Source organism: Spongiibacter sp. C9W, assembly GCF_057370015.1.
The window spans coordinates 53,405-75,856 of the sequence record NZ_CM170672.1; the positions used below are offsets into that span (position 1 = coordinate 53,405).

At 57.2% G+C, this 22,452-nt stretch carries 16 protein-coding genes; 13 read left to right on the plus strand and 3 right to left on the minus strand.

Annotation, left to right across the window (positions count from 1 at the left end):
* Nucleotides 1-78 precede the first annotated feature (78 nt).
* The 13 genes from bcsQ to AC2Q8J_RS00320 all read left to right on the plus strand — a co-directional run bounded on the left by bcsQ (nucleotide 79) and on the right by AC2Q8J_RS00320 (nucleotide 18,206).
* Nucleotides 79-822 carry a cellulose biosynthesis protein BcsQ gene (gene bcsQ, locus AC2Q8J_RS00260; RefSeq protein WP_288364491.1) on the plus strand — a complete coding sequence of 248 codons (744 nt, stop codon included), beginning with the start codon at nucleotides 79-81 and terminating at the stop codon, nucleotides 820-822.
* A complete protein-coding gene (bcsA, locus tag AC2Q8J_RS00265) occupies nucleotides 819-3,368 on the plus strand; it encodes a UDP-forming cellulose synthase catalytic subunit (protein WP_486451852.1) in 2,550 nt (849 codons plus the stop codon). The genes bcsQ and bcsA overlap by 4 nt, the downstream gene beginning before the upstream one ends.
* On the plus strand, nucleotides 3,365-5,632 hold the full coding sequence (bcsB, locus tag AC2Q8J_RS00270; protein ID WP_486451853.1) for a cellulose biosynthesis cyclic di-GMP-binding regulatory protein BcsB: 2,268 nt from the start codon (nucleotides 3,365-3,367) through the stop codon (nucleotides 5,630-5,632). The genes bcsA and bcsB overlap by 4 nt, the downstream gene beginning before the upstream one ends.
* Entirely contained in the window at nucleotides 5,629-6,744 is a 1,116-nt protein-coding gene (bcsZ, locus tag AC2Q8J_RS00275) for a cellulose synthase complex periplasmic endoglucanase BcsZ (protein ID WP_486451854.1), read from the plus strand. Before bcsB ends, bcsZ begins: the two co-directional genes overlap by 4 nt.
* On the plus strand, nucleotides 6,741-10,472 hold the full coding sequence (locus AC2Q8J_RS00280; protein ID WP_486451855.1) for a cellulose synthase subunit BcsC-related outer membrane protein: 3,732 nt from the start codon (nucleotides 6,741-6,743) through the stop codon (nucleotides 10,470-10,472). The genes bcsZ and AC2Q8J_RS00280 overlap by 4 nt, the downstream gene beginning before the upstream one ends.
* A 20-nt stretch (nucleotides 10,473-10,492) precedes the next feature.
* On the plus strand, nucleotides 10,493-11,743 hold the full coding sequence (locus AC2Q8J_RS00285) for a glycosyltransferase family 4 protein (RefSeq protein WP_486451856.1): 1,251 nt from the start codon (nucleotides 10,493-10,495) through the stop codon (nucleotides 11,741-11,743).
* 115 nt (nucleotides 11,744-11,858) lie between these two features.
* The gene (locus tag AC2Q8J_RS00290; protein ID WP_486451857.1) at nucleotides 11,859-12,617 is read left to right on the plus strand and encodes an amidohydrolase family protein; all 759 of its coding nucleotides are present in this window, start codon (nucleotides 11,859-11,861) and stop codon (nucleotides 12,615-12,617) included.
* A 100-nt stretch (nucleotides 12,618-12,717) separates the two neighbouring features.
* Nucleotides 12,718-13,653 carry an adenosylcobinamide-phosphate synthase CbiB gene (cbiB, locus tag AC2Q8J_RS00295; protein WP_286695786.1) on the plus strand — a complete coding sequence of 312 codons (936 nt, stop codon included), beginning with the start codon at nucleotides 12,718-12,720 and terminating at the stop codon, nucleotides 13,651-13,653.
* On the plus strand, nucleotides 13,650-14,690 hold the full coding sequence (locus AC2Q8J_RS00300; protein ID WP_486451858.1) for an aminotransferase class I/II-fold pyridoxal phosphate-dependent enzyme: 1,041 nt from the start codon (nucleotides 13,650-13,652) through the stop codon (nucleotides 14,688-14,690). The genes cbiB and AC2Q8J_RS00300 overlap by 4 nt, the downstream gene beginning before the upstream one ends.
* Nucleotides 14,683-15,009: a TfoX/Sxy family protein gene (locus tag AC2Q8J_RS00305; RefSeq protein WP_286695784.1), complete on the plus strand. Its 327-nt coding sequence runs from the start codon at nucleotides 14,683-14,685 to the stop codon at nucleotides 15,007-15,009. The genes AC2Q8J_RS00300 and AC2Q8J_RS00305 overlap by 8 nt, the downstream gene beginning before the upstream one ends.
* 30 nt (nucleotides 15,010-15,039) lie before the next feature.
* Nucleotides 15,040-15,366, plus strand: coding sequence for a BolA family protein (locus tag AC2Q8J_RS00310; RefSeq protein ID WP_204995833.1), 327 nt, complete (start codon nucleotides 15,040-15,042; stop codon nucleotides 15,364-15,366).
* Between the two features lies 1 nt (nucleotide 15,367).
* Nucleotides 15,368-16,321, plus strand: a complete 954-nt coding sequence (gene trhO, locus AC2Q8J_RS00315) for an oxygen-dependent tRNA uridine(34) hydroxylase TrhO (RefSeq protein WP_486451859.1) — start codon at nucleotides 15,368-15,370, stop codon at nucleotides 16,319-16,321.
* Between the two features lie 181 nt (nucleotides 16,322-16,502).
* Nucleotides 16,503-18,206: a WS/DGAT/MGAT family O-acyltransferase gene (locus tag AC2Q8J_RS00320; RefSeq protein ID WP_486451860.1), complete on the plus strand. Its 1,704-nt coding sequence runs from the start codon at nucleotides 16,503-16,505 to the stop codon at nucleotides 18,204-18,206.
* Nucleotides 18,207-18,294: 88 nt separating this feature from the next.
* On the opposite strand, the gene AC2Q8J_RS00325 is transcribed toward AC2Q8J_RS00320, so the two are convergent.
* The 3 genes from AC2Q8J_RS00325 to AC2Q8J_RS00335 form a co-directional block, all read right to left on the minus strand.
* Nucleotides 18,295-19,836: a GGDEF domain-containing protein gene (locus AC2Q8J_RS00325; protein WP_486451861.1), complete on the minus strand. Its 1,542-nt coding sequence runs from the start codon at nucleotides 19,834-19,836 to the stop codon at nucleotides 18,295-18,297.
* An 86-nt stretch (nucleotides 19,837-19,922) separates the two neighbouring features.
* Complete coding sequence (locus tag AC2Q8J_RS00330) at nucleotides 19,923-21,317, minus strand: multicopper oxidase family protein (protein ID WP_486451862.1); 1,395 nt, start codon at nucleotides 21,315-21,317, stop codon at nucleotides 19,923-19,925.
* A gap of 13 nt (nucleotides 21,318-21,330) precedes the next feature.
* Complete coding sequence (locus AC2Q8J_RS00335; protein WP_204995828.1) at nucleotides 21,331-22,452, minus strand: DUF1513 domain-containing protein; 1,122 nt, start codon at nucleotides 22,450-22,452, stop codon at nucleotides 21,331-21,333.

Here is a 22,452-nt window from a genome sequence, read left to right on the forward strand (position 1 = left end):
TGAAACTCACCCAGTGGCTTACGTTGTGACTAGCCTTGCGACTTACGTAGTGGCCTACGTTGTGGAACGCACAGTACTATGTTGACGATTACGGTAAGTGGTATGCACGGCGGTGTTGGCACGACAGCAGTCGTGGCGAATCTATCGGCTGCCCTTCAGCAGCAAGGACTGCGGTGTTTGTGCATCGATGCCAACGTCGACAATATGCTGCGTTTGGCCCTGGCGGTAAACCCCGAAGAAAAGGTGGGATGGGCGAAGGCAAGCCTAGAGGGTGCTTCCTGGAAAGAGGCAACACTGCAGCATGACGATGGGCGCTGGGTATTGCCCTTCGGCGAGCTCGATGCCGATGAGCTATCGCGCTTTTTTCCAACACTGGTGGCAGGTCAATCGCCATTGCACGCCGTTGTAGCGGATCTGGCCTCACTGCCGCTGGACTGCGTATTGATTGATGGCCCGACGTCGCGCTCCCTGCCGCATTACTCGCTGCCCAATGTAGACCTGACCCTATACGTCGCAGCACCGGATGCCGCGAGTTACGCCTTGTTAAAGCAAGATGCGGGGCATTGGCCTGCGTCGAATTATCGAATACTCATCAACCGTTTGCAGCCAGCTCAGGCCCTGGCCAGTGCCATTGCCAACCTGATCGCCGATGATTTCGAAGAGCAAATGGTGCCGGGTGTGGTGCATGAAGACCTGATCATCGCCGAGGCCCAGGCCGAATTAGCATCGGTTATTGCCCGCGCGCCGGATAGCCAAGCGGCTCAGGACTTTCAGAGCCTTGCGCTCTGGTGCCAGAGCGAGTTTCAGAGTCGAGTAGAATGAAGGAGGACTTTTCATCTATTTTGCGGGCGCGATACCGGTACTACGCCGGTGTTAAGGTCGTGTCGCTGCCCGGAAAGTGTGTGTTAGTCAGTTGGTTGCTCTTTTCGGCGCTGTTTTTACGCAACCGAATTGCGGGTTGCGAAAGTTGGCGACTGCCAGAAGTGTTTTTTCCTCATATTTCCTTAATTCGTCCCCAGCTGCTCGACCCGCTGCGCATAGTTGTGCAGATTTTCTGGCTCTTCTTTATGCGCACGCCGCCGCAAAAAAGTCGTACAAGGGGACTCCCACGGCGGTTACGGTATGCGGTCGGCGGGGCCAAGGGCCGTTTGCAGGGGCTGGCAAACAAGACTTGGCTTCAGCCGTCATTCTGGCAAACGCGAGATGCCAATGTTGCCAGGCGCCATCGCCAACCACTAACGATTGCGCTTGCGGCCGTGCTGGCAGTGCTGTGTATTACCGTCCCCCTTGATCCGCTGGCCCAGTTTGTTTTCGCAACGGCGCTGTTTGGCATTCTACTGGTGTTCAACCGTTTGCCCGGTCGTTTCCCGCAGATGCTGATGATCGTACTGTCGCTGTTGATCTCCTGCCGCTATATCTGGTGGCGCTGCAGCTCAACGCTGAACTTTGATGACCCTCTCGGTCTTGCACTTGGCATCGTACTTTTACTCGCTGAACTCTATGCCTGGCTGGTGTTATTACTCGGCTATTTTCAGAATATCTGGCCGCTCAACCGACCGGCAAAATCATTGCCTAAAGATACCGCCGACTGGCCATCGGTAGATATCTTTGTGCCGAGTTACAACGAAGACCTGGAGGTTGTGAGGGCAACAATTTACGCTTGCCAGGGTTTGGATTGGCCCAAAGACAAGCTGGAAATTTACCTCTTAGATGACGGCCGGCGGGATGACTTCCGCGATTTCGCCCGCGACGTGGGCGTGCACTACATTACCCGCGATGATAATCGCCATGCGAAGGCGGGGAACATCAACAACGCTTTAAAACAGTCGCGCGGCGAGTACGTTGCGATATTTGACTGCGACCATATTCCCACCCGCGCCTTTTTGCAGCTGTCGATGGGTTGGTTTTTAGGTGATCCTAAGCTGGCGCTGGTACAGACTCCCCACCATTTTTTCTCACCGGATCCCTTTGAGAGAAACCTCAGCAACTTCAGAAAAGTGCCCAATGAGGGCGGCTTGTTTTACGGCCTGATACAAAATGGCAACGACCTGTGGAACGGCACGTTTTTCTGTGGTTCCTGCGCGATTATTCGCCGTGGCCCGCTGGAGGAAATTGGTGGTGTTGCGGTTGAGACTGTCACCGAAGACGCCCACACCTCGCTGCGGCTGCACCGGCTTGGCTACAACTCCGCTTACATACGCGCGCCGCTGGCGGCCGGGTTGGCGACGGAAACGCTCTCTGCCCACATCGGTCAACGTATTCGCTGGGCGCGGGGCATGGCGCAGATTCTTAGACTGGATAACCCCCTGCGGGGTCCCGGCTTAAAGCTGCGACAGCGCCTGTGTTACTTCAATGCGATGTTGCACTTTCTATCCGGCATTCCCCGCTTAGTATTCCTGTTGGCGCCGCTCGCGTTTTTGCTGCTGCATACTTATATTATCTACGCGCCCGCCATCATGATTTTCCTGTATGTGTTGCCCCATATGCTGTATTCCTCGGTGGTAAACGCCAAAATCCAGGGTCGATATCGGCACTCTTTTTGGGGGGAAGTCTACGAAACGGTGTTGTCTTGGTACATTGCCAGGCCGACCACGGTGGCGCTGTTTGCGCCACACAAGGGCACCTTTAATGTCACCGCTAAAGGCGGGCTGATCCACGAAAAATATTTCGACTGGGTTATGTCCCGGCCGTATATCTTGCTGGTGCTACTCAACGCCTTTGGTTTTTTGGTTGGCTTGTGGCGTTTGTATGCGGGGCCGAGTAATGAGATCAGTGCGGTCTTACTCAATCTGTTCTGGGTGGTTTACAACTTATTGATCCTGGGCGGCGCTGTGGCCGTTGCCGCCGAAGCGAAACAGCTGCGCAGCGACCATCGCGTGCAGGTGAGATTTCCTGTAGCGCTGGAGTTGCCAAGTGGGCATTTGTTGCACGCGCAATTGGTAGACTTTTCCTTAAGCGGTGCGCGGGTTGAGCTATCTCCATATGCTGCAGAGCAAGTGGGGCAGCAAGTGAATGTCATTATGGATCGCGCGGGCAGGGAATACAGTTTCGCCATGACGACAGTGTTTAAAGGGCGAGAGGTTGTCGGCTTGCGTCTGTGTGATCAGTCTCCAAGCAGCATGGTGAATTATGTGCAGTGCACATTTGCGCGCGCTGATAACTGGGTGAGCTGGAAACAAAATATGAGCGTCGATAAACCCCTGACCAGTATGGCAGCGGTAATGAGCATCAGCATACAGGGCTATCGACGTTTACTGAGGGCGGGGCCGCGGCCGCTTCCCCAGTTACTGACTACAATTAATGCGCTGGTGGGGATGGCGAAGAGTCTTCGCCCTCAGCCAATTTTAATTAGGGTGGAAGAAGCATGAGTCAGCGTGACAAGACACTGAGAGCAAGTAACACCTGTCGATGGCTGCTGTTGCTGCTATGGGCAGTGTGTATGCCGACGTGGGCTGAGCAACTGATGCCAGCGCCCTCCGAGTGGCGACAGGCTGAAGAGCTGAGACGCTATGATTACTCGTTGACTGAGTTGGGCTTTCCGCAGAGCGTATTACTGCGCGGTAGTGAAAGTTCGGCTGGACTCAGCTTTGGCTCACGGTTGGACGAGCTCGTTGAAGAAGCCACGCTGGATTTGGGCTTTTCATTTTCACCGTCATTGGTGCCCCATTTATCGCACCTGAAGGTGTATTTGAACGGCGAGTTTATGTCGGCGGTGGCCGTTGATCCTGAAAAACGCTTGCAGCAAAAGGTGAGTATTCCGCTGAACACGCGCTACTTAGCTGACTTTAACCAAGTGCGTGTGCAACTGGTCGGGCAACCACCAGAAGAGTGTTACAGCCCCGATAGCCCAAGCATTTGGGCAGAGTTAACCGGTGACACCCGCCTGCGAACGGTCAGCCGCGTGCTGCCCGTTGCCAACAACCTGCAGCAATTGCCGGCGCCATTTTTCGATCGGCGAGATTACCGCGCCCTGCAATTACCGGTAGTGCTCACTGGTGGCGGTAGCCTGGAAAGGCTGCACGCAGCGGGTATTGTGACATCCTGGTTTGGGGCACTTGCAAGCTGGCGCGGGGCGAGCTTCCCGGTGGAAACGGAGCGCCTGCCTAGGCAGCACGCCTTGGTGTTTATGACCAATACACAGCGTCCGAAAGCGTTGCAGGATTTCCCTCCTGTCAGCGCGCCGACCCTGCAAATGATCAGCCACCCTGAGAACCCCGCAGCCAAGTTGTTGTTGATCCAGGGGCGCGATGATGCCGATTTGGTTCAGGCGGCACGGGGCTTGGTGCTGGGCAGTGAGCTGTTATCCGGGCCTGTCGCAGAGATTCAACGGGCGGTGCAAAGCGAGCCAAGAAAGCCCTACGATGCGCCGAATTGGCTGCCCACCGATCGCCCCGTTCGCTTTGGCGAGCTGGTTGATAACCTCAACCAACTGCAAGTCGAAGGTCGCACACCGCCACCAGTGAGGGTGGGCTTCCAGCTTCCGCCCGATCTGTTCACCTGGCGCAGCCGCGGCATTCCCGTAGAATTGGATTACCGATATTCGCCTCCGGTTGAAGATGGCAGTGGCTCGCAAATGAGCCTGAGCATTAATGAACAGTTTATTGAGGCGTTTAACCTAACTCGCAAAGGGTTCTCCGGTGAGGCCAAGCGCTTCCGTGTGCCTTTGCTGAACGATGGCTTCTTATCGGCCAATCAGCGCCTGCGTATTCCGGCCTTCAAGGTCGGCAGCCGCAATCAGCTGGAGTTTAAGTTTGATTTTGCCGGTATCAATAGTGGCGAGTGTAAAAGCTTGGCGCCCGCCCAGCGCTACGCTGTTGTCGATGCCGATTCAACCGTTGATTTTACCGGCTTCGCGCACTACATCGAGATGCCCAATCTGCGTGCGTTCGCTAACGCCGCCTATCCCTTTACGCGTATGGCCGACCTGTCAGAAACGGCTGTGCTGCTGCCCGACAGCAAGAACAAAGAGATTATCCAAACCTACCTGCAGCTAATGGGCTTTGCGGGAGCCAGTTCCGGTTACCCGGCGTTGGCAATGGCCTTGTATGACGATTGGCAGGAAGCCGCATTAAAGGATCGGGATGTGCTATTGATTGCCGCCAACGGTCAGCTTGCACAAGGCGGTGAGGATTTACCGTTATTGTTTGATCGCAGCGAGCGCATGTTGCAGAAACCGCGCAAAAATATCGTGTCTGAAAGCGATACCTGGGCCGGGGCGGCGCCAACACTGGCATCGGCAACAGCGGAAGTGGAAGTGCGCGCCAGTGGGCCCTTTGCGGCGCTGCTAGGGATGCGCTCTCCCTATAACGACGACAGAAGTGTTGTTGCCGTGCTCGCTGCACACCCGAGTGATATGGCCTTGGTGCGAGAGGCGCTGGCAGATAGCGGAAAAATTGCCGAGATGTATGGCTCGGTGGTGGTATTTCGAGAAGGAGGGCAAGCGAGCTTCAATGTCGGCGATAAATACTATGTCGGTAAACTGCGCGTTTGGGACCTTATCTGGTACCACTTCTCTCGCTATCCAATGCTGCTAGGTATTATCAGCATCATCGTGGTATTGATGTTGGCCGTGGTGCTTTGGCGCTTACTCAGTGGTGTGGCGCGCCGCCGCCTGCAACAGGGGGACGAGTGATTCGTCGGTGTTTGGCACTATTGCTGGCCATGTTCCCGAGCGTGCTGTGGGCGGAGTGTAGCTGGCCCGCATGGCAGCGTTTCGCAGAGCAGTATATAGAGAATGGCCGGGTTATTGATGGCAGTGACCCGCGCCAGATTACGACCTCTGAGGGCCAGTCCTACGCGATGTTTTTTGCCCTGTTGGCAAACGACCGGGAGCGCTTTGCAAACCTCCACACCTGGACAGAGAGACACCTTGCCAAGGGCGATTTAAGCACTCATTTGCCCGCCTGGTTGTGGGGGCGCTCACAGGAAGGTGGCGGGGCAGTGCTGGATGCCAACTCAGCGGCAGACTCCGACACCTGGATCGCCTACTCCCTTGCTGAGGCGGGCCGCCTCTGGGGGGATCACCACTATCGCTCGCAGGGGTATTTTCTAGCCAGGCATATCGCCGAGCAGGAAACGCGCGTCATCGACACCGTTGGCAGGGTGCTAATGCCGGCGCCTGAGGGTTTTGTCAGCGACAATACATTGCGGCTCAATCCGAGTTATTGGATGCCGCAGATCTTTAGCCGCTTTGCTGAGCTGCAGCCCAACTCCGTTTGGCCGGAGTTGGCCGCTGCTTTGCCCGACTTGCTGCGCGACACGGCGGCAAATGGCTTGAGCCCCGACTGGGTGGCCTGGCGCCAGGGCGCGTGGCGACAAGACCCCAAAAGCGGGCAACGGGGTAGTTATGACGCGATACGCGTGTATCTCTGGGTGGGCATGTTGCACCCAGAGGCGAGGGCGGCAGCGGCATTGCGCGATCACTTTGACGTGATGCTGGCGCTTACCCAAGAGCGCGAAAATGTTCCCGAGGTGGTCAATGTTGGCAGTGCAACGGCGCGCGGCAACGGCCCATGGGGCTTCTCTGCCGCACTATTACCGATGCTGTCGAACAGCGGCAAAACGACGCTACTGGAAGCGCAGCAGCAACGTGTCCGCAATGGCAGAACCAATAGCGACAGCCTTGGCCAGCGTGATTATTACAATCGGGTATTGGATTTATTTGCTGACGCATGGATGACGGGTCGGCTGCGGTTTTCGGCTAGTGGCGCGGTGCAGCCAAATTGGCAAGCGGGGTGTTCATGAACCGCGCAGGCCTGCTCTGGCTTATATTGGTGTGCGCGGTGGGCGTATTGTTGTGGCAGCGCGATCCACTGAATTTGCGTGAGGCAGATGAGGGCGCGACGACGGCCGACATCATCGTCACCGGAGGGCGCACTGATTCGCTGACGGTGGATGAGTCCTTACAAAGAAGCATCGAAATACAGCTGATTGAGTCGCAGTTACTGGGCCGGGATGACTTGGTCAGAGCCAAGTTGCAGCGCTTGGATGTGATCAACCCAGATGCACAAAGCGCTTATGTGTACCGAGTGTGGCTTGCGGTTCGCGACGGCAATGTTGAGGACGCAGAGCGCATGCTTTCGGAGTTGAAAGCGCGTTTTGGTGAAACGCAGACATTTTTGCAGCTTACCGATTACCTCGCTCGGCACAGCTACAAAAAATCAGCGATGCAGCAGGTGACTCTGCTGGCGAAAACCGGTCGGGTAAAGGAAGCGGCGCAACAACTCATACAGCTTTACCCTCGCGGCTTTGTGTTGCTATCCAGTGAATTGGAGTATCTGCAGATACTGGCGCGAGTCGACGGAAAAAGGCCCGTCGTTATACGCCGGCTCCGCGCGCTGAACGACAAGTACCCCAACGTAGCGCCATTGCGCTTAGCGCTGGCAGATCAATTGCTCTCGCAGAATCCGGGTAGCCAGGCTGGTCAGCGTATATTACGCGATTTGCTCGATGACCCCTCACTCGCTCAACAAGCGGTGCAACGTTGGCTTGCGGCCCTTGCTGAGCAGCCCATCGGGCCGAGCCGTATACGCACACATACCCTGTTGGCCGAGCGATTTCCCGACAATATAGCAGCGGTACAGGCCAAAGCGCTGGCATTGGAGATGCGGCAGGAGGAGCGCCGTTTAATGCGCGACCCTCACTACCGCGCGCGCAGCCAGGGCTTAGCATTACTGGAGGCGGGCAAGCTCGTCGGGGCAGAGCGCAAATTGCGCTACGCCCTGAACGGCCGCCCCAACGACCCCGAAGTACTGGGTGGCTTGGGGCTTGTCTATTTGCGGCGCGGCGAGCACCAACAGGCACTGAATTACTTTCGCGATGCGGAACGCGTCAACCGCGATCCCGACCAGCAATCGCGTTGGCGTTCCCTGATAGATACTGCGGCATATTGGCGCGCACTTCGTCGTGGCGAAGCGCTTCTGGAAGCCGGGCAATTTGCCAGTGCGCGCAAAGCCTTTTACGACGCATTGGCAATTCAGGGTAGTGAAGTCGAGCCATTGATTGGCTTGGCTGAGCTGGCGCGCAGAGAGGGCGATTTTTCCGGTGCAGACGCCTTCTACCGCCAGGCACTGTCGCGTGAAGCCGATAACCAGGATGCATTGTGGGGGCGAATTCAGCTCCACCGCCAGTGGCGTGGCCCGCAACAAGCTGAGCAGGTTTACCGGCGTTACAGCGCGGCGCAGCGCGCTCGTGTCGCACCGTTGCGGCGAGCGTGGCTGCGCGAGCAAAGTGTTGAGCAATTGGCGCGTGCCCGTGCATCGGGAGATAGCGCGGCGGTGTCGTCGGCACTTGAGGAACTATTGCGCTATCCGCCGCTTTCACCGTGGCAGCGGCTTGATGCCGCAGAGGCCATGATCGAACTTGGCGATAGCGAGCGTGCTGACCAATATATGGCCAAAACGCCTGGGGTTAGCGGCGATGCTGAAGGCGTTTTCGCCTACGCCTTATACCTGTCAGCCAGAGGGCGGCCTGGCCTGGCCATAGAACAGCTGCGCTCGATTCCCAGGGCGCGCCGCAGCAATGCCATGCGCAGCAATTTATTGCGTCTGGAGTTTGCGCAAGCGGTGGCAGGCTTGCCTGTCGATGACCGTCAGGGCCGATTGCAAAGCCTGCAGGCGCTGGAAGAGCGCTATCGCGATGATGCCGATACCCAGCTCAGTCTGGCGGAAATGTGGTGGCAAGAGGGCGAGGAAGAGCGCGCTCGCGCACTGATTGAGCCGCTGTTGCCTATGAGCTCCCAGAGTATCGAGAGGCAGCAACGTGTGGCTTTGCTCTGGTTGGAGATGGGCGACCTCAACGCCTTTGAACGGTGGTATCGGCCACTGCGTACCGAGGCGAATGCAAACGGCTTGAGTGATGCCGAGTTGGAAGCCTTATCAGCGCGCTATGCGATGGCAAAAGGGCAGTACTTCGCTGAGCGTGACAAGGCTATTCTAGCCCGCCGCTACTATAGCGATGCCGCTGATATTCACGGTGAACACCGCCCCCAGGCATTGCTGGCCCTGTTGAGCTTGAGCGGTAAATCTGGCGATCAACGCGCCTTTGCGCAGCATCAGGAAGCGCTGTTTTCAATGCGAGCACGGTTGATGGGTGAGCAGGTGTTAGAGGCGGCGACGCTGCAAAGCCAGTATGGAAAACCAGCATTAAGCGAGCAGTGGCTGGCACTGTTGCCCAAGCGCGGCGACGTTAGCGATCAGCAGTTGCGCACGGCGATGCAGCAGGCCATTGCGGCAAAAGATTGGTCGGCGGCGCAGCGTTATGCCTACGCCGCCTTGCAGCGTGCGCAGGGGCAGCCCGTTGATACGGCGCTGTCTGAAGACGCACGCCGACAACTGTATGACAACGCCGACCGCGAATACTGGCTGGGTAACAGTGTGGTGGCCGCCATTGACGAGCTGCGCGAACGGCAGTCGGGATACATTAAAGCGGGCATAGACCTCACCCAGCGTCGTTCCGGAACTGGCTTGCAGCAAATTCCGATTGAGTTGCGCTGGCCCTTTCCCCGCTACGATGGACACGCGCTACTGCGTGTCGATCGTGTGTCCATCGATTCCGGGAAGGTTGACTATCTCGACCCCGATGGCAATACCCCGCCAGGCATCACGCGCATACCCTTTGAGGAATCGGCAAGCGGCACCGCCGTTGGTGTCGGGTGGCAGGCGCGCAACTGGCAAGTGGATATCGGCACCACGCCACTGGGTTTTACCAAACAAGACTGGGTGGGGGGCGCGTCGATTCGCGGCAAACTGGGTAAGTTCGGCTGGTCTGCCACGGCGTCTCGACGACCCGAAACCGGCACGGCGCTGTCCTACGCGGGTATGACGGTTCCAAGCGGCGCCACCGGGGCTGGTAAGGAGTGGGGCGGGGTGCTGCGCAGCGGCATTAAATTCGGTTTGAACTATGACCAGGGCGGCCGCTACGGCTACTGGTCGAGCGCGCAGGTTCATCAATTGCATGGCGACGATGTCGCCGACAACCAGCGGCTTGGGCTGTTGGGGGGCGTCTACCGTCGTATTATCGCCGAGGAGAACCGCAACCTGCGTATCGGCCTCAATGCCATGTGGTTGAGCTACGATAAGAACCTGAGTGAATACAGCTTGCAACACGGTGCCTATTACAGCCCGCAGCAGTACGTATCGCTGTCCATACCGGTGCGCTACTTCGGTCGCGTTGGTGAACACTGGTCTTACTTGCTCGGCGGAGCCGTGTCGTTCTCGCAGAGCGATGAGGACCCTTTGTATGAGCTCGCCACTGGCGGCGGCGCTGGCGGTGGCCCCGGGTATTTTTTGGAAGCGGCGATAGAGCGGCGCGTGAGTCGCCACTGGTATATCGGCTTGGCAGCGGATATTTATCGAGCTGATTTCTACGAGCCCAATCATGCATCGCTGTATGTGAAGTACCAGTTCGATGATCGCTGGCAGCCCATTTACACGCCGCCTGAGCCTCCCATTCCGTACAGCGATTTTGACTAGCCATCTGAAGGAAGGCGATATTGAGCGCCCCTGAGAACATTTTATATATCGGCCACGTTTGGCCCGAGCCAAATTCGTCTGCGGCGGGGCGGCGCACACTGTCACTGATTCGCTGTCTGCAAGCCGCTGGCGGCCGGGTGACGTTTGCCTGTGCGGCGGCACTGTCTGAACACCGCTACCCGCTTAGCGACATCGCGGTGGATGAGGTCGAGATTCGGCTAAATTGCGATAGCTTCAATCAATTGCTAAGAAAAATGCAGCCAGACCTGGTTGTGTTTGACCGCTTTCTCACCGAGGAGCAATTTTCCTGGCGGGTGGCCAAAGAGTGCCCTCAGGCGATGTGCATACTCGACACTCAGGATCTTCACTGCCTGCGCGACGCCCGCCATCAGGCGCTCAAGCGCGGGCAGAACACCATGCGGCCCGATAGCGAGTTACTGAGTAGTGAGCTGGCGCTGCGCGAGTTGGCATCCATATGGCGATGCGACCTGAGCTTGATGATTTCTACTGCTGAGATATCGCTGCTGCAGTCCCACTACGGTGTTAGTGCCGAGCTGCTGCATCACCTGCCTTTTAGCAGTGGAGGTGGAACGGCGTCGCCGCTGCCTTACGCGCAGCGGCGCCACTTTATCTGTATTGGCAATTTTCGACACGAGCCAAACTGGGACAGCCTGCGTTATTTACGCAGCGAATTGTGGCCCGAGATACGCCGACAACTGCCATCGGCGCAGTGTCATGTGTACGGGGCGTACCCGCCGCCAAAAGCGCAGCAATTGCACAGTGAAAAACAGGGTTTTTTGCTGAAAGGGTGGGCCAAAGATGCCGCCGCCGTGATGCGACAGGCCCGCGTTTGTATCGCGCCTCTGCGCTTTGGGGCCGGGCAAAAGGGCAAGCTGCTGGAGGCGATGGAGCAGGCAACTCCCTCGATAACCACAAGCATTGGTGCGGAGGGGATGGTGGATACGCCAGCCAACTGGGGCGGGGTGGTTGCGGATTCGCCGCAGGCGTTGATTGAGGCAGCGGTGTCGCTATACCGCGATGAATCGAACTGGCGCAGTGCCCAAGAGCGCGCTGTGCGCTGCCTGGCGCCGTTTACGTCCGCAGAGCCAAGCCAAGCACTTCGGTCGCGTATTGGTCGGCTATCTGGCGAGCTGGCTGTTCATCGCCAGGGCAATTTCATCGGTGCCATGCTTCGCCACCACAGCCTGCGCAGTCATCAGTATATGTCTCAGTGGATCGCGGCTAAGTCACAGCTGGCTACTGCGCACTGAGGTTTGCAAAGTGGCTATTCATCTGCCATGTTGGATGCGCTGTATGATTTTTGATCAAGCCCGCCGGGCATCTTCACGGCCCTGAGCAGCGACCCAACGTTGGAGCGGAGTGGCAATGGACCATCTTATTTTCGATGCACATTTGCACATCATCGATCCCGCTTACCCATTGACCAGCAACCAGGGCTTTCTGCCGTCGGCGTTTACTGTCGACGACTACATCCACCAGACCGCTGACCTCGGCATTGCCGGCGGGGCAGTGGTGTCAGGGTCATTTCAGAGCTTTGATCAGTCCTACCTGCAAGCCGCGCTCGCCAGCCTCGGCCCGCACTTTGTGGGCGTTAGCCAGCTGCCCCATGACACCCCCGATGATACTTTGGTGGCACTCGACCGCCAGCGGGTTCGCGCCGTTCGTTTTAATTTGCGGCGCGGGGGTTCGGAGTCGGTGCAGCACCTGTTTTCGTTTGCGAATCGGGTGCACGAGCTATTGGGTTGGCACACGGAAATCTACTGCGACAGCGCAGCACTGGAAGAATTGGAAACGTCGCTGTGCGCACTGCCGGCGGTAAGCATTGATCACCTGGGCTTGAGTAAGGCCGGGTTGCCGCTGCTGTATCGTTTGGTTGAGAAGGGCGTCAAGGTCAAGGCAACGGGCTTTGGACGGGTCGACTTCGCTGTCAGTCAGGTCGTCAAACGCCTCCATAGCATTAACCCAAAGGCCTTGATGTTCGGCACTGACCTACCTTCAACGCGCTCGCCTAGGCCATTTAATCCAATAGATATTGAGATCATCGGCAATGCACTTGGCGATAGCGATGCGCGCTGTGTGTTGTGGGAAAACGCCGTCGAATTCTACCGCTTGCAGGGCGAATAACCGCGCCAACCTTGACCGCCGATTGCCCCTTGATTACAGTCCCGCCCCTTGCATCGACTCACCTGAGATCATGGCTGTGCCCGCGCAGCTCGCCAATACCATGACAGAACTCACTATACCCACCGCAGTACTCGCTCTGCTTGCATTGCTTGCCGATCGTGTATTGGGCGAGCCGCGTCGCTGCCACCCACTGGTTGGCTTTGGCAGATTTGCGCATTATCTGGAGGCCAGGCTAAATCGGGGCAGTGGCTCCCTCAAATTGTGGGCAGGTGCTCTGGCATACACCGTCGCGGTGCTGCCTCCGGTGCTTATGCTCTATGGCATCAGTGTTGTGCTGAGCGAATTCTCCCCTTTGCTGGAGGCGCTGTTGTCCGTGGTCATTTTGTATTTGGCCGTCGGCTGGCAGAGTATGCGCGAGCATGTGCAGCCGATTTTAACGGCGTTAGAACAGCGTGATCTTCCCGGTGCCAGGCAGGCTTTGTCATACATAGTCAGCCGGGACACGGCAGAGCTCAACGACGCCCAGGTGCTCAGTGCCAGCATCGAGACGACGTTGGAAAATAGCAGTGATGCGCTGTTTGCCTCGCTGTTTTGGTTTGCCGTGGCGGGCCCTTGCGGGGTGCTTGTGCACCGTTTGAGCAATACCCTGGATGCGATGTGGGGCTACCGCAATGCGCGTTTTAATTTGTTCGGCCGCGTGGCGGCGCGCTGCGATGATGTGTTGAATTTTATTCCCGCTCAGCTCACCGCGCTGAGCTTTGCGCTGGTGTCTTTCTCTGCGAGCGCGATTCGCTGCCTGGTTTTTCAGGGGTGGCGCTGGAAGAGCATTAACGCCGGCGCGGTAATGGCCAGTGGTGCCGCCGCTTTAGGCATCACTGTCGGAGGCGCCGCCAATTACCATGGGCAGCAGCAACAGCGCGCGACGCTGGGCGCAGGTCGCCTGCCCCAGCCGGGGGATGTGCGGCGGAGTGTGCGTTTAGTGGATACGGTTTGCGCGGTGTGGTTGCTCAGTGCATTGGTGGGAGCATTACTATGAGCGAGCGAATCGTGCCGCCTCGCCACGGTGGCGACCCCAATGAGCTTCACTACCCCGAAGGTATGCCGAGGCCCTTGTTAAATCTGGCCACCGGGATCAACCCCTGGCCATGGCCTGTTCCGGCCCTGCCGAGCCATTGCTTTACGGAATTGCCCTATGAAAACCCCGCATTACAGGCGTCGGCAGCGGCCTATTACCAGGTTGATGTTGCGCAGTTGTTGCTGTGTGGTGGCAGCCAACCGGTAATTCAGTTGCTGCCGCAGTTATACCCCCAGGGCAATGTGCTGTTGCCCGCTGTGGCCTACGAAGAACACGCCTACCGCTGGCAGCTGGGGGGGCATCACTGCCGGTTTTTCAGCGACTACAGCAGCGAGGCAGTGGCCGCGCAAATTCGCGAGCAAGATATTCAGTATTTAGTGCTGATCAGCCCCAATAATCCCGATGGCCAGCAACTCCCGGTCACCGTTGTCGCGCAGTGGTTGGCGCTACTGCCGCCAGAGGGTTGCCTGGTAATTGATCAAGCCTATGTGGATTGTGTGCCGGCCTATCAGGCCAATGCCTTGTTGGCCGATAAGCGCGTTGTGCTGCTGCGCTCGGTAGGAAAGTTCTTTGGTTTGCCCGGGCTGCGTCTGGGCGCCGTGCTGAGTCACCCAGAGACGATTATCCGCTTGCGCGAGCAACTTGGGCCCTGGTCGGTTAATCATGCCGCGCAGCTGATTGGCCAGCAGTTATTCGCCGACCGTGAATGGCAGGAAACGATGAGGCAGCAATTGCCGCTTGCCGCCCACCAACAGGCGCAACAGCTGCTGCGCTGCTTTGGGCGCGACGTCGAGCACTGTGCGGTGACGCCGCTATTTACCACGCTAAAAATGCCGCTGGGGCAGGCGGAAAAGTGGGCGATGCAGGCCCTGAAGCAGGGACTACTGTGCCGGGTTTATCGCTGTGGCGAACACGGTTATATGCGCTGGGGACTCGCTGCCAACGCAGATTTGCTGGCCGAGCGACTGGCGTTAATTGAGGCGGCGCCCTGTGGATGAAGGTATTTCCTACCTGTTGGAGCAGTTACAGCCGCTGGGCGCAGTTAGCGCGCGGCGTATGTTTGGCGGCTACGGCATCTTTTGCGACGGACTGATGTTCGCGCTGATCGCTGATGAGCAGCTGTATTTCAAGGTGGATTCACACAATACCGGCAACTATGAACAGCGCGATTTGCCGCCGTTTCGATACCAACGCCGACATCAATGGGTTGAACTTAGCTACCGGCTTGCACCGGAGGAACTCATTGATGAGGCCGACGAATTAATTCTTTGGGCTGCCGATGCTGTCGCCGCAGCACGGCGTGCTCGCGGTGTATAATGGGCGAGGATTTAGCAGGAGTAGAGCACCATGCACATTGAACAGGCCATTCGCGACAAAATTACAGATGCCTTGTCGCCGACTCACTTTGAAGTGACCAATGAAAGTCATATGCACAGCGTGCCCAAAGACTCTGAAACTCACTTTAAGCTTGTCATTGTTGCCGAGGGCTTTAGCGGTAAGCGGCGAGTGGCCAGACACCAGGCCGTCTACGCTGCACTTGCCGAGGAATTAGCTGGACCGGTACATGCGCTGGCCCTTCACCTGTTTAGCCCTGAGGAATGGCAGGAAAAAACGGCAGCGGTTCCCGATTCGCCGCAGTGCCTCGGTGGCAGTAAAAAGGAGGCCAAGGGCTGATATGTCAAACATTGTTGTAGCGGCGCTGTATAAGTTTGTCAGCCTGCCAGACTTTCACGAACTGAGAGAGCCATTGCTTGACCATTGCCTTGCCCAGAATATTCGCGGCACATTGCTGCTGGCCGAAGAGGGCATTAACGGTACCGTCGCAGGCAGCCGCGAGGCCATCGATAGTCTATTGGCCTATCTGAAAGCTGACCCCAGGTTGGCAGATCTCAGCCATAAAGAGTCCTTCGATAGCAGCCAACCCTTTTACCGTATGAAGGTAAAGCTGAAGAAAGAAATCGTTACCATGGGGATCGACGGCATCGACCCGAACGAAGTCGTGGGCACCTACGTAAAGCCAAAAGATTGGAACGCCTTAATTTCTGACCCCGATGTGGTACTGATCGATACGCGCAACGACTACGAAGTGGAGATTGGCACCTTTAAGGGGGCTGTAGACCCGAAAACCGAGAGCTTCCGCCAATTTCCGGAATATGTACGTCAGAACTACAACCCCGCCAAGCACAAAAAAGTTGCCATGTTTTGCACCGGCGGCATTCGTTGTGAAAAGGCCTCAGCGTTTATGAAACGCGAAGGGTTTGAAGAGGTCTATCACCTGGAGGGCGGCATTCTCAAATACCTGGAGGAGGTCGACCAGCCCGATAGCCTTTGGCAGGGCGAGTGTTTTGTGTTTGATAACAGAGTATCTGTGAAACAAGGCCTGGAGCCGGGTGAATACGCACTGTGCCACGGTTGCCGCTGGCCCATTACCGATGCCGACCGGCAGAGCGATAAATATGAAGAGGGGGTAAGTTGCCCCGCGTGCCATGACACGCTCACTGACGAGCAACGGCAGCGTTTTCGCGATCGCCAAAAGCAGATAGAACTGGCGCGGCAACGCAACGTGCCTCATGTTGGTGCTCCGCCGCCGGAGCGTCAGCGCAGCCGCACCAAGGATGGGCAGAGCTAGGAGTGGGCACTGGCCCAAACTGTCACCAGTATTGGGCCATCAGGCTATAGCGCCGAGCAGCATTCAGTTTTACACTGTTGGAACAAACTGTGCATTGAGCTGGAGAGGTGTGCAGTGTGGCCCCAAAACAATAATTTACTGATCGGCCGTTGCACGGATACAGGAACATGAGGTTTAAAGGATGAAGCAGTTAGGCGTACTCGATACCGCGTTTGTCAATTTGGAACACCCCAATACACCACAGCACGTTGGGGGAATGGGTATTTATGACCCCTCGACGGCGCCGGGTGGTTTTGTGCGCTTTAAGGGTGTGATCGCAAACTTTGAGCGGCGTTTAAAGAAACACTCAATTTTCCGCTCCAGATTGGTGAATGTGCCGGGTAAACTTGACCGTCCCTACTGGGTGCAAGATGCCAATTTTGATGTCGAGTTTCACATTCGCCACCTCGCCTTACCCCAGCCCGGCGATTGGCGCCAGCTGTGTATCCTGATTGCTCGCCTACACGCCCGTCCACTCGATATGTCGCGCCCGCTTTGGGAGGCCTATATTATCGAAGGCCTGGACAATATCCCCGGTGTGCCCAAAGGGGGCTTTGCTATCTACACGAAGATGCATCACTCACTGGTTGATGGCGCTGGCGGCTCGTCAATTATGTCGGTGATTCACGACCTCGAGCCCGACCCCGAAGCGGTGCCGGAAGCCCCGGAAACGGTCATGGTCGATATCGCGCCAAGCCCGCTGTATCTGGGAACGGCGACGGCAGTTAATCAGCTTAAAAACAGTGTGAAAATGCTGGGCGGCGCCGCCAATACCCTGGCGGATTTGGGCAAGCTGGCGTGGGGCGTTGCGCGCAAGCGTATTCCCATGCCGTCTATCACCTCGCCGCGCACGCGCTTTAACACCCCTGTTGGCCCCTACCGCGTGTTTGAAGCAGCAGAGTTCTCGCTGGAAGACGTCAAGCTTGTGAAGAACCATAGCGGCGTCAAAATCAACGATGTGGTGTTATCCGTGGTCGGCGGGGCGATGCGCAAATACCTGCAGCACCACAACGAATTACCCGAGGACAGCCTGGCGGTGTCCATCCCGCTGAACATGCGCACGCGCCGCGGGGTGTCTGATGAGAACAACCAGGTCGGATCGGTGTTCGTTGAAGTGCACACCGAGCTGGATGACCCGCTGGCGCGTTTGAAAGCCATTTATCAAAGCAGCCAGGACGCCAAGACCTTCGGAGAAAACTCCCCCCTTGTCGACGTGCTGCGCTTGGCCGGCGTGATGCCGCCAGCAATGACACGGCCCATCGTCAATACCTACGTCAATAACGAACTGACGCAGCACTTGCCTCTGGGTATCAGCTCCGTGGTGTCAAATGTAGCAGGGCCTCCGTTCCCACTGTATTCCGCGGGTGCGCAGATGGTGCGCTATTACGGGCTGGGCCTGCTCACACCGGGCGTAGGGCTATTCCACTTGGTATTTAGCTCATCCGGTGTCGTGACTATGTCGATTCTGGGCGATCGCGACAGCATGCCGGACCCTGCTTTCTACCGCGAATGTGTCGAGAAAGCCTTCCAGGAACTGCTGGATGCGGTGAAGGCGGATATCAGCAAGCAGGAAGCGGAGGCCAAGAAGCCCAAAGCGCGCAAGAAAGCGCCTGCCAAAAAAGCCGTGAAGAAAGCCGGCAGCGGTGCTGTTGCTAAGGCCCCGGTTAAAAAGGCACGTGCGGCATCCACCAAAGCCAGCTCAACCAAGTCGGCGGCCACAGCCAAGCGCAGTCGTGCTAGCAGTGGCGCAGCGGAGCCTGTTGAGTCGATACTTAAGCCCGAAGCTGAAGTGAGCAGCGGCGCGGCGAGTAACGTTGTTAGCCTGAGTGCAGAGTCGGGTAAATAACAACAGCGGCGCGAACGAAAAACGGGGGCGTTGAAGCCCCCGTTTTTTTATGGCCGAATTCTTTTGCGCGAAAGATGGCGTGATGCGGTCAAGCGCGTGAATCAGGGCTGATAGACACCTGATCCCGTCCCGCTGCCTTTGCCTCGTAAAGTGCTTCGTCGGCTTTTCTAATCAGCTCATCGGGACTGTTATCTTTGATTGGGGTAAACGACGCAACCCCGGCGCTAACCGAGACGACTCCCGATTGCGGCGAGGCTTCGTGGGGGATGGCTAATAAGCGTAAATCGCCTACGAGCCTATTCGCCAACTTCAGGGCATTGGCCTTGGACACATCGAACAGCAGAACAATAAATTCTTCCCCACCCGTGCGGGCAATCACATCGGTTTCGCGGGTGAAGCGTTTTTTCAGTAAGCCGGAAAACTGACGCAATACATGGTCGCCGCCGTCGTGGCCGTAGCGGTCGTTGTACTGTTTGAAGTAATCCAGGTCGAAAACAATGGCACTGAGACTTAGCTGACGGCGTGATGCCAGCTTCCACAGGTAATCCAGGCGTTCCTGGAAAAGGCGGCGATTGCCAATGCCGGTGAGGGCATCTTTGTAAGAGTAGGCTTCGAGCTTGCTGGTGTGGTTGGCAACATGTTCCAGGAGCTCATTGTACTCATCGACCAGTTTGCCCAGCTCGTCATTGTGTTTGTAATTGAGTTTTTGCTGATAGTTACTCGACTGCCGTATTCGTCGCATGGTCTGGGCGAGGTTTTCAATGGGGTAGATAACGGCACGTTTCATAAGCACGATAACCACCGCCCAAGACAGCGTTGCTATGATCAGGGCCGCGACGATGGTCGGGCTGAAAATTTCGTCGTCAAAGGCGCGCGGCGCTGTTTTGAAGCGCATGTGTACGATGACGTCGCCGGCGTCGTTCCTGAGCAGGGAGTACAAGGTGTCATCTTCACTGCGCTGGCCCAGCCCGACGCCATAGTGCTCGCGTTGCTTGATGCTCTCATCGTGAGTCATGGCGTTCACGGTGAGGCCGAGCTGCTCACCCAGCGACGCGATCAGTGCATCATCGATACGGCGCACCGCAATATATATCGACGGCAGTTTATCCGTGCTCCAGTTGGCTCGGCCAGCAGCATAGATCAGAGGGCCGTGCCCCTCGCTTAGTAGCAAGCCGGAAATACTGGCGCTGCCCTGTTGGTCAAGACGCGATATTGCCTCGTTAAATATTTCAACTTGGGTGGCGTTGTCGGGAAGGTGACGGGTTTTTTCCGCGATTTCGCCGGCTTTTACAATTCTGTTCTCACCGGATTCATCCGCGAGGATAAAGTAATCCAGTTCGCCATAGCCGCCTATATGGGCGAGTTGCAAGATTACCGGGGACCAATCGAGTTGCCCTTCAAGGCCCTGAAGCAAGCCTGCTGCCGCGTATATTCTGCCAATGCGGCTCTCCAGATTGGCGCGGTAACGGTCAACCGCCTGCTCGAAGCGATCTACGTCACGCAGGTCGGCAGCGTTCTCGATTTTCTTCAGATGGGGATTAAGTATTAGCTCACGTGCCAGCAAACCAGAAAAAATGGTAAACAGCATGGTGCTAGCGATAATCAGAGTGGCTTTTCGGGTAAGCGTCATGAGATTACTGGATGTCCGTGTCCAAGTGCGCAAAGGATATCTCAGTGCCGCGTTGGTGGCTAACTCTCAATAGCGCTCCTTACAATTTACGTCACAGTAATATAACCCATTAAACCCGTTTTCATGTGTTCAATCACGTGACAGTGAAACATCCAGCGGCCGGGGTTGTCGGCAACGAAGGCGATGCGGGCGCGTTCGTTCTTCTCCAGCAGTATGGTGTCACTCTGATAGGGGTTTACCTTACGTTTATTAGAAGACAATACAGTAAAAATCAACCCGTGTAGATGAATAGGGTGAGCATGCGGCGTGGCGTTGTGCAGCTCGGCGATATAGCTTTTGCCAAGGCTCAGTGTCGCCAGTGGTTCGGGAAGGCTATGGTGGCCGTGCGAACCCCAGGCGCGGCGGTTAATCAGCCAAAAGCTGTGGTCGGTCTTCCCATCCCGGTCAAGCGGCGACAGCGCGCCCTGCCACTCAAAGACAAAGCGCAGTAATTCGGCCTGCTCAAGGTTGGGTATTGCAATCGGGTTGGGCGGCAAACTCGTCACGGTGTTTGACGGCGGTGTTGGCGGTTTACTGTCTACCGTGCGCAGGCGGCACAGCTCGACACCAAAGCGGCCTTTTTGATCGTAGAGAACAAACTCCTTACCGGGCTCCGGGGCGACAAAACCGAGATCCATACGCATGCCCGCACCCAGTGGGGTTACTTCAAAGGGGCGGTGAGGAATTACGGGGCTGCCATCCAGGGCGAGAATGCGCGGCGAATTTCCTTCCAGGCGCGGTCGGTATACCCGCGTGTTGTCCATATTCAGCACGCGCAGGCGCGTGGCCTGGTTGGCGGGAATATCAATGGTGGGTTGCTGGCGGCCATTCACTGTGTTGACGGTGCCGAGTGTGCCATCGCGGAAGGCCTCTCTGGGAATGGAGAGCGGCAGGTAGTCGCCGTTTTTATCCAGCCGCCAATCTTTCAGGCCGATAATCACCTCGTGGTAGGGTTGCGGTTCCCGCTCTTCCACGATCAATACCCCGACCATTCCCATGCCTAGTTGGCGAATGGAGTTGATATGGGGGTGATACCAAAAGGTGCCCGCGTCGGGGCAAACAAAATCGTAGAGGAAGCTTTCACCGGGCTGAACAGGCGCCTGACTCAGCACTGGTACGCCGTCCATCGCGTTGTCAATGCGAATGCCATGCCAGTGAATGGTGCTGGCTTCATCCAGGTGGTTTTCGAAGCGCAGGCGCAGCCGCTCACCCTGGCGAACACGAATGGTCGGTGCGGGGAATTGCCCGTTAAAGCCCAGTATCTCGCTCTGTTTGCCAGGTACTAAGGTTGCGCTACCTCGCTCTGCGCGCAGCACGTAATCGTAGCGCTCGCCGTTGTCACTGTCGCCGCCTGGCGGCGTGGCCATTGCCAGACTAAAACGCGGCAGGCAAGTCAGTGCCGCGCCGCTCAAACCGTGTTTAACAAATTGGCGTCGTTTCATAGCGTCTCTGTGGCTAGCCGAGGGTATTGGCCAGATGTGGTGGGATCAGGCTTAAATGATTGTCCCAGCGCAGGCCCGGTAGGTAGGCCAGTGGTGACAGCTGGTCTTCACCGGCGCGGGCAGCCATTAGCTGCCCGGAGCTGCTGCTTACAATGAACTGTTTGTTGGCGGCGTCATACACGGCGCCAGCGCAATCCCGCAAGCGCCAGCTGTGCAGCAGGCGGCGCTGGGGTATTGACCACAACCCCAGCTGATTGTCGCGGGGGAAGCTGCAAAGCACGTTTTGCTGATCGTCGGTGGCGACGCTGGCGACATAGTCGTTGCGCATGGCCAGCTCGGTGTTGATATCCAGTGCAAGCATCTCACCACCCAGCCGATGGTGATAGATGAGTGGCTTGGCGGAGGGTGTCGTTCCCTGATATTGACCGCCTACCACAACATCGCCGTTGGTATTGACATCCAAATGGCGCAAGCTCAGTTGGGCGTCGGGGGAGGGGATGAATGCGACGACGCGCTGCTCCGCCAAATTCAGGTAGCTCAAACCGGGTTCAAGCGCTCCGGGGTTGAGGGTTTTACGACCACTCGCTGGCAGCGTTTTAATGCCGCCCACCGCCACCACAATGTGCTTGCCATCAGGCATTAAGGCGAGTTCGTGAGGGCCGATGCCGCCGCAATCCATGTGGCTGATCAATCGATACTGGTCGTAGCAATCGTAGACGCCAATAACGCCGCGACCGTTATCCGCAACGTGGTTTTCTGTGGTGTAAAGGTAGCGGCCATCGCCGCTTACACAGCCGTGACCGTAAAAATGGTAGCCCTCGGCGGCGTTGATTTTATGGCGAAGCTTGCCGGTTTTCAGGTCGACAACATAAATGTGGGTGCCGGGGCGACGCGCAAAAAATAGCGCTTCTGCTCGCTCATTGTGTACACAGCTATCGTGGCCACGCTCGTCACCCGGCAGCGTAAAAGCCCAGTGATCACCGTGCATTGCCCCCAGTATTGGTTGGCCCTCGGCATTGTTTGCCGCGCTGCACACCGGGCTGTAGTTGGCCTGCGCTGGGGCGGATGTGAACTGCCAAAGTGCTGCAGCTACAGGTAAACCCAGCGCACCAGCGATCAGGGTGCGGCGTTGCAT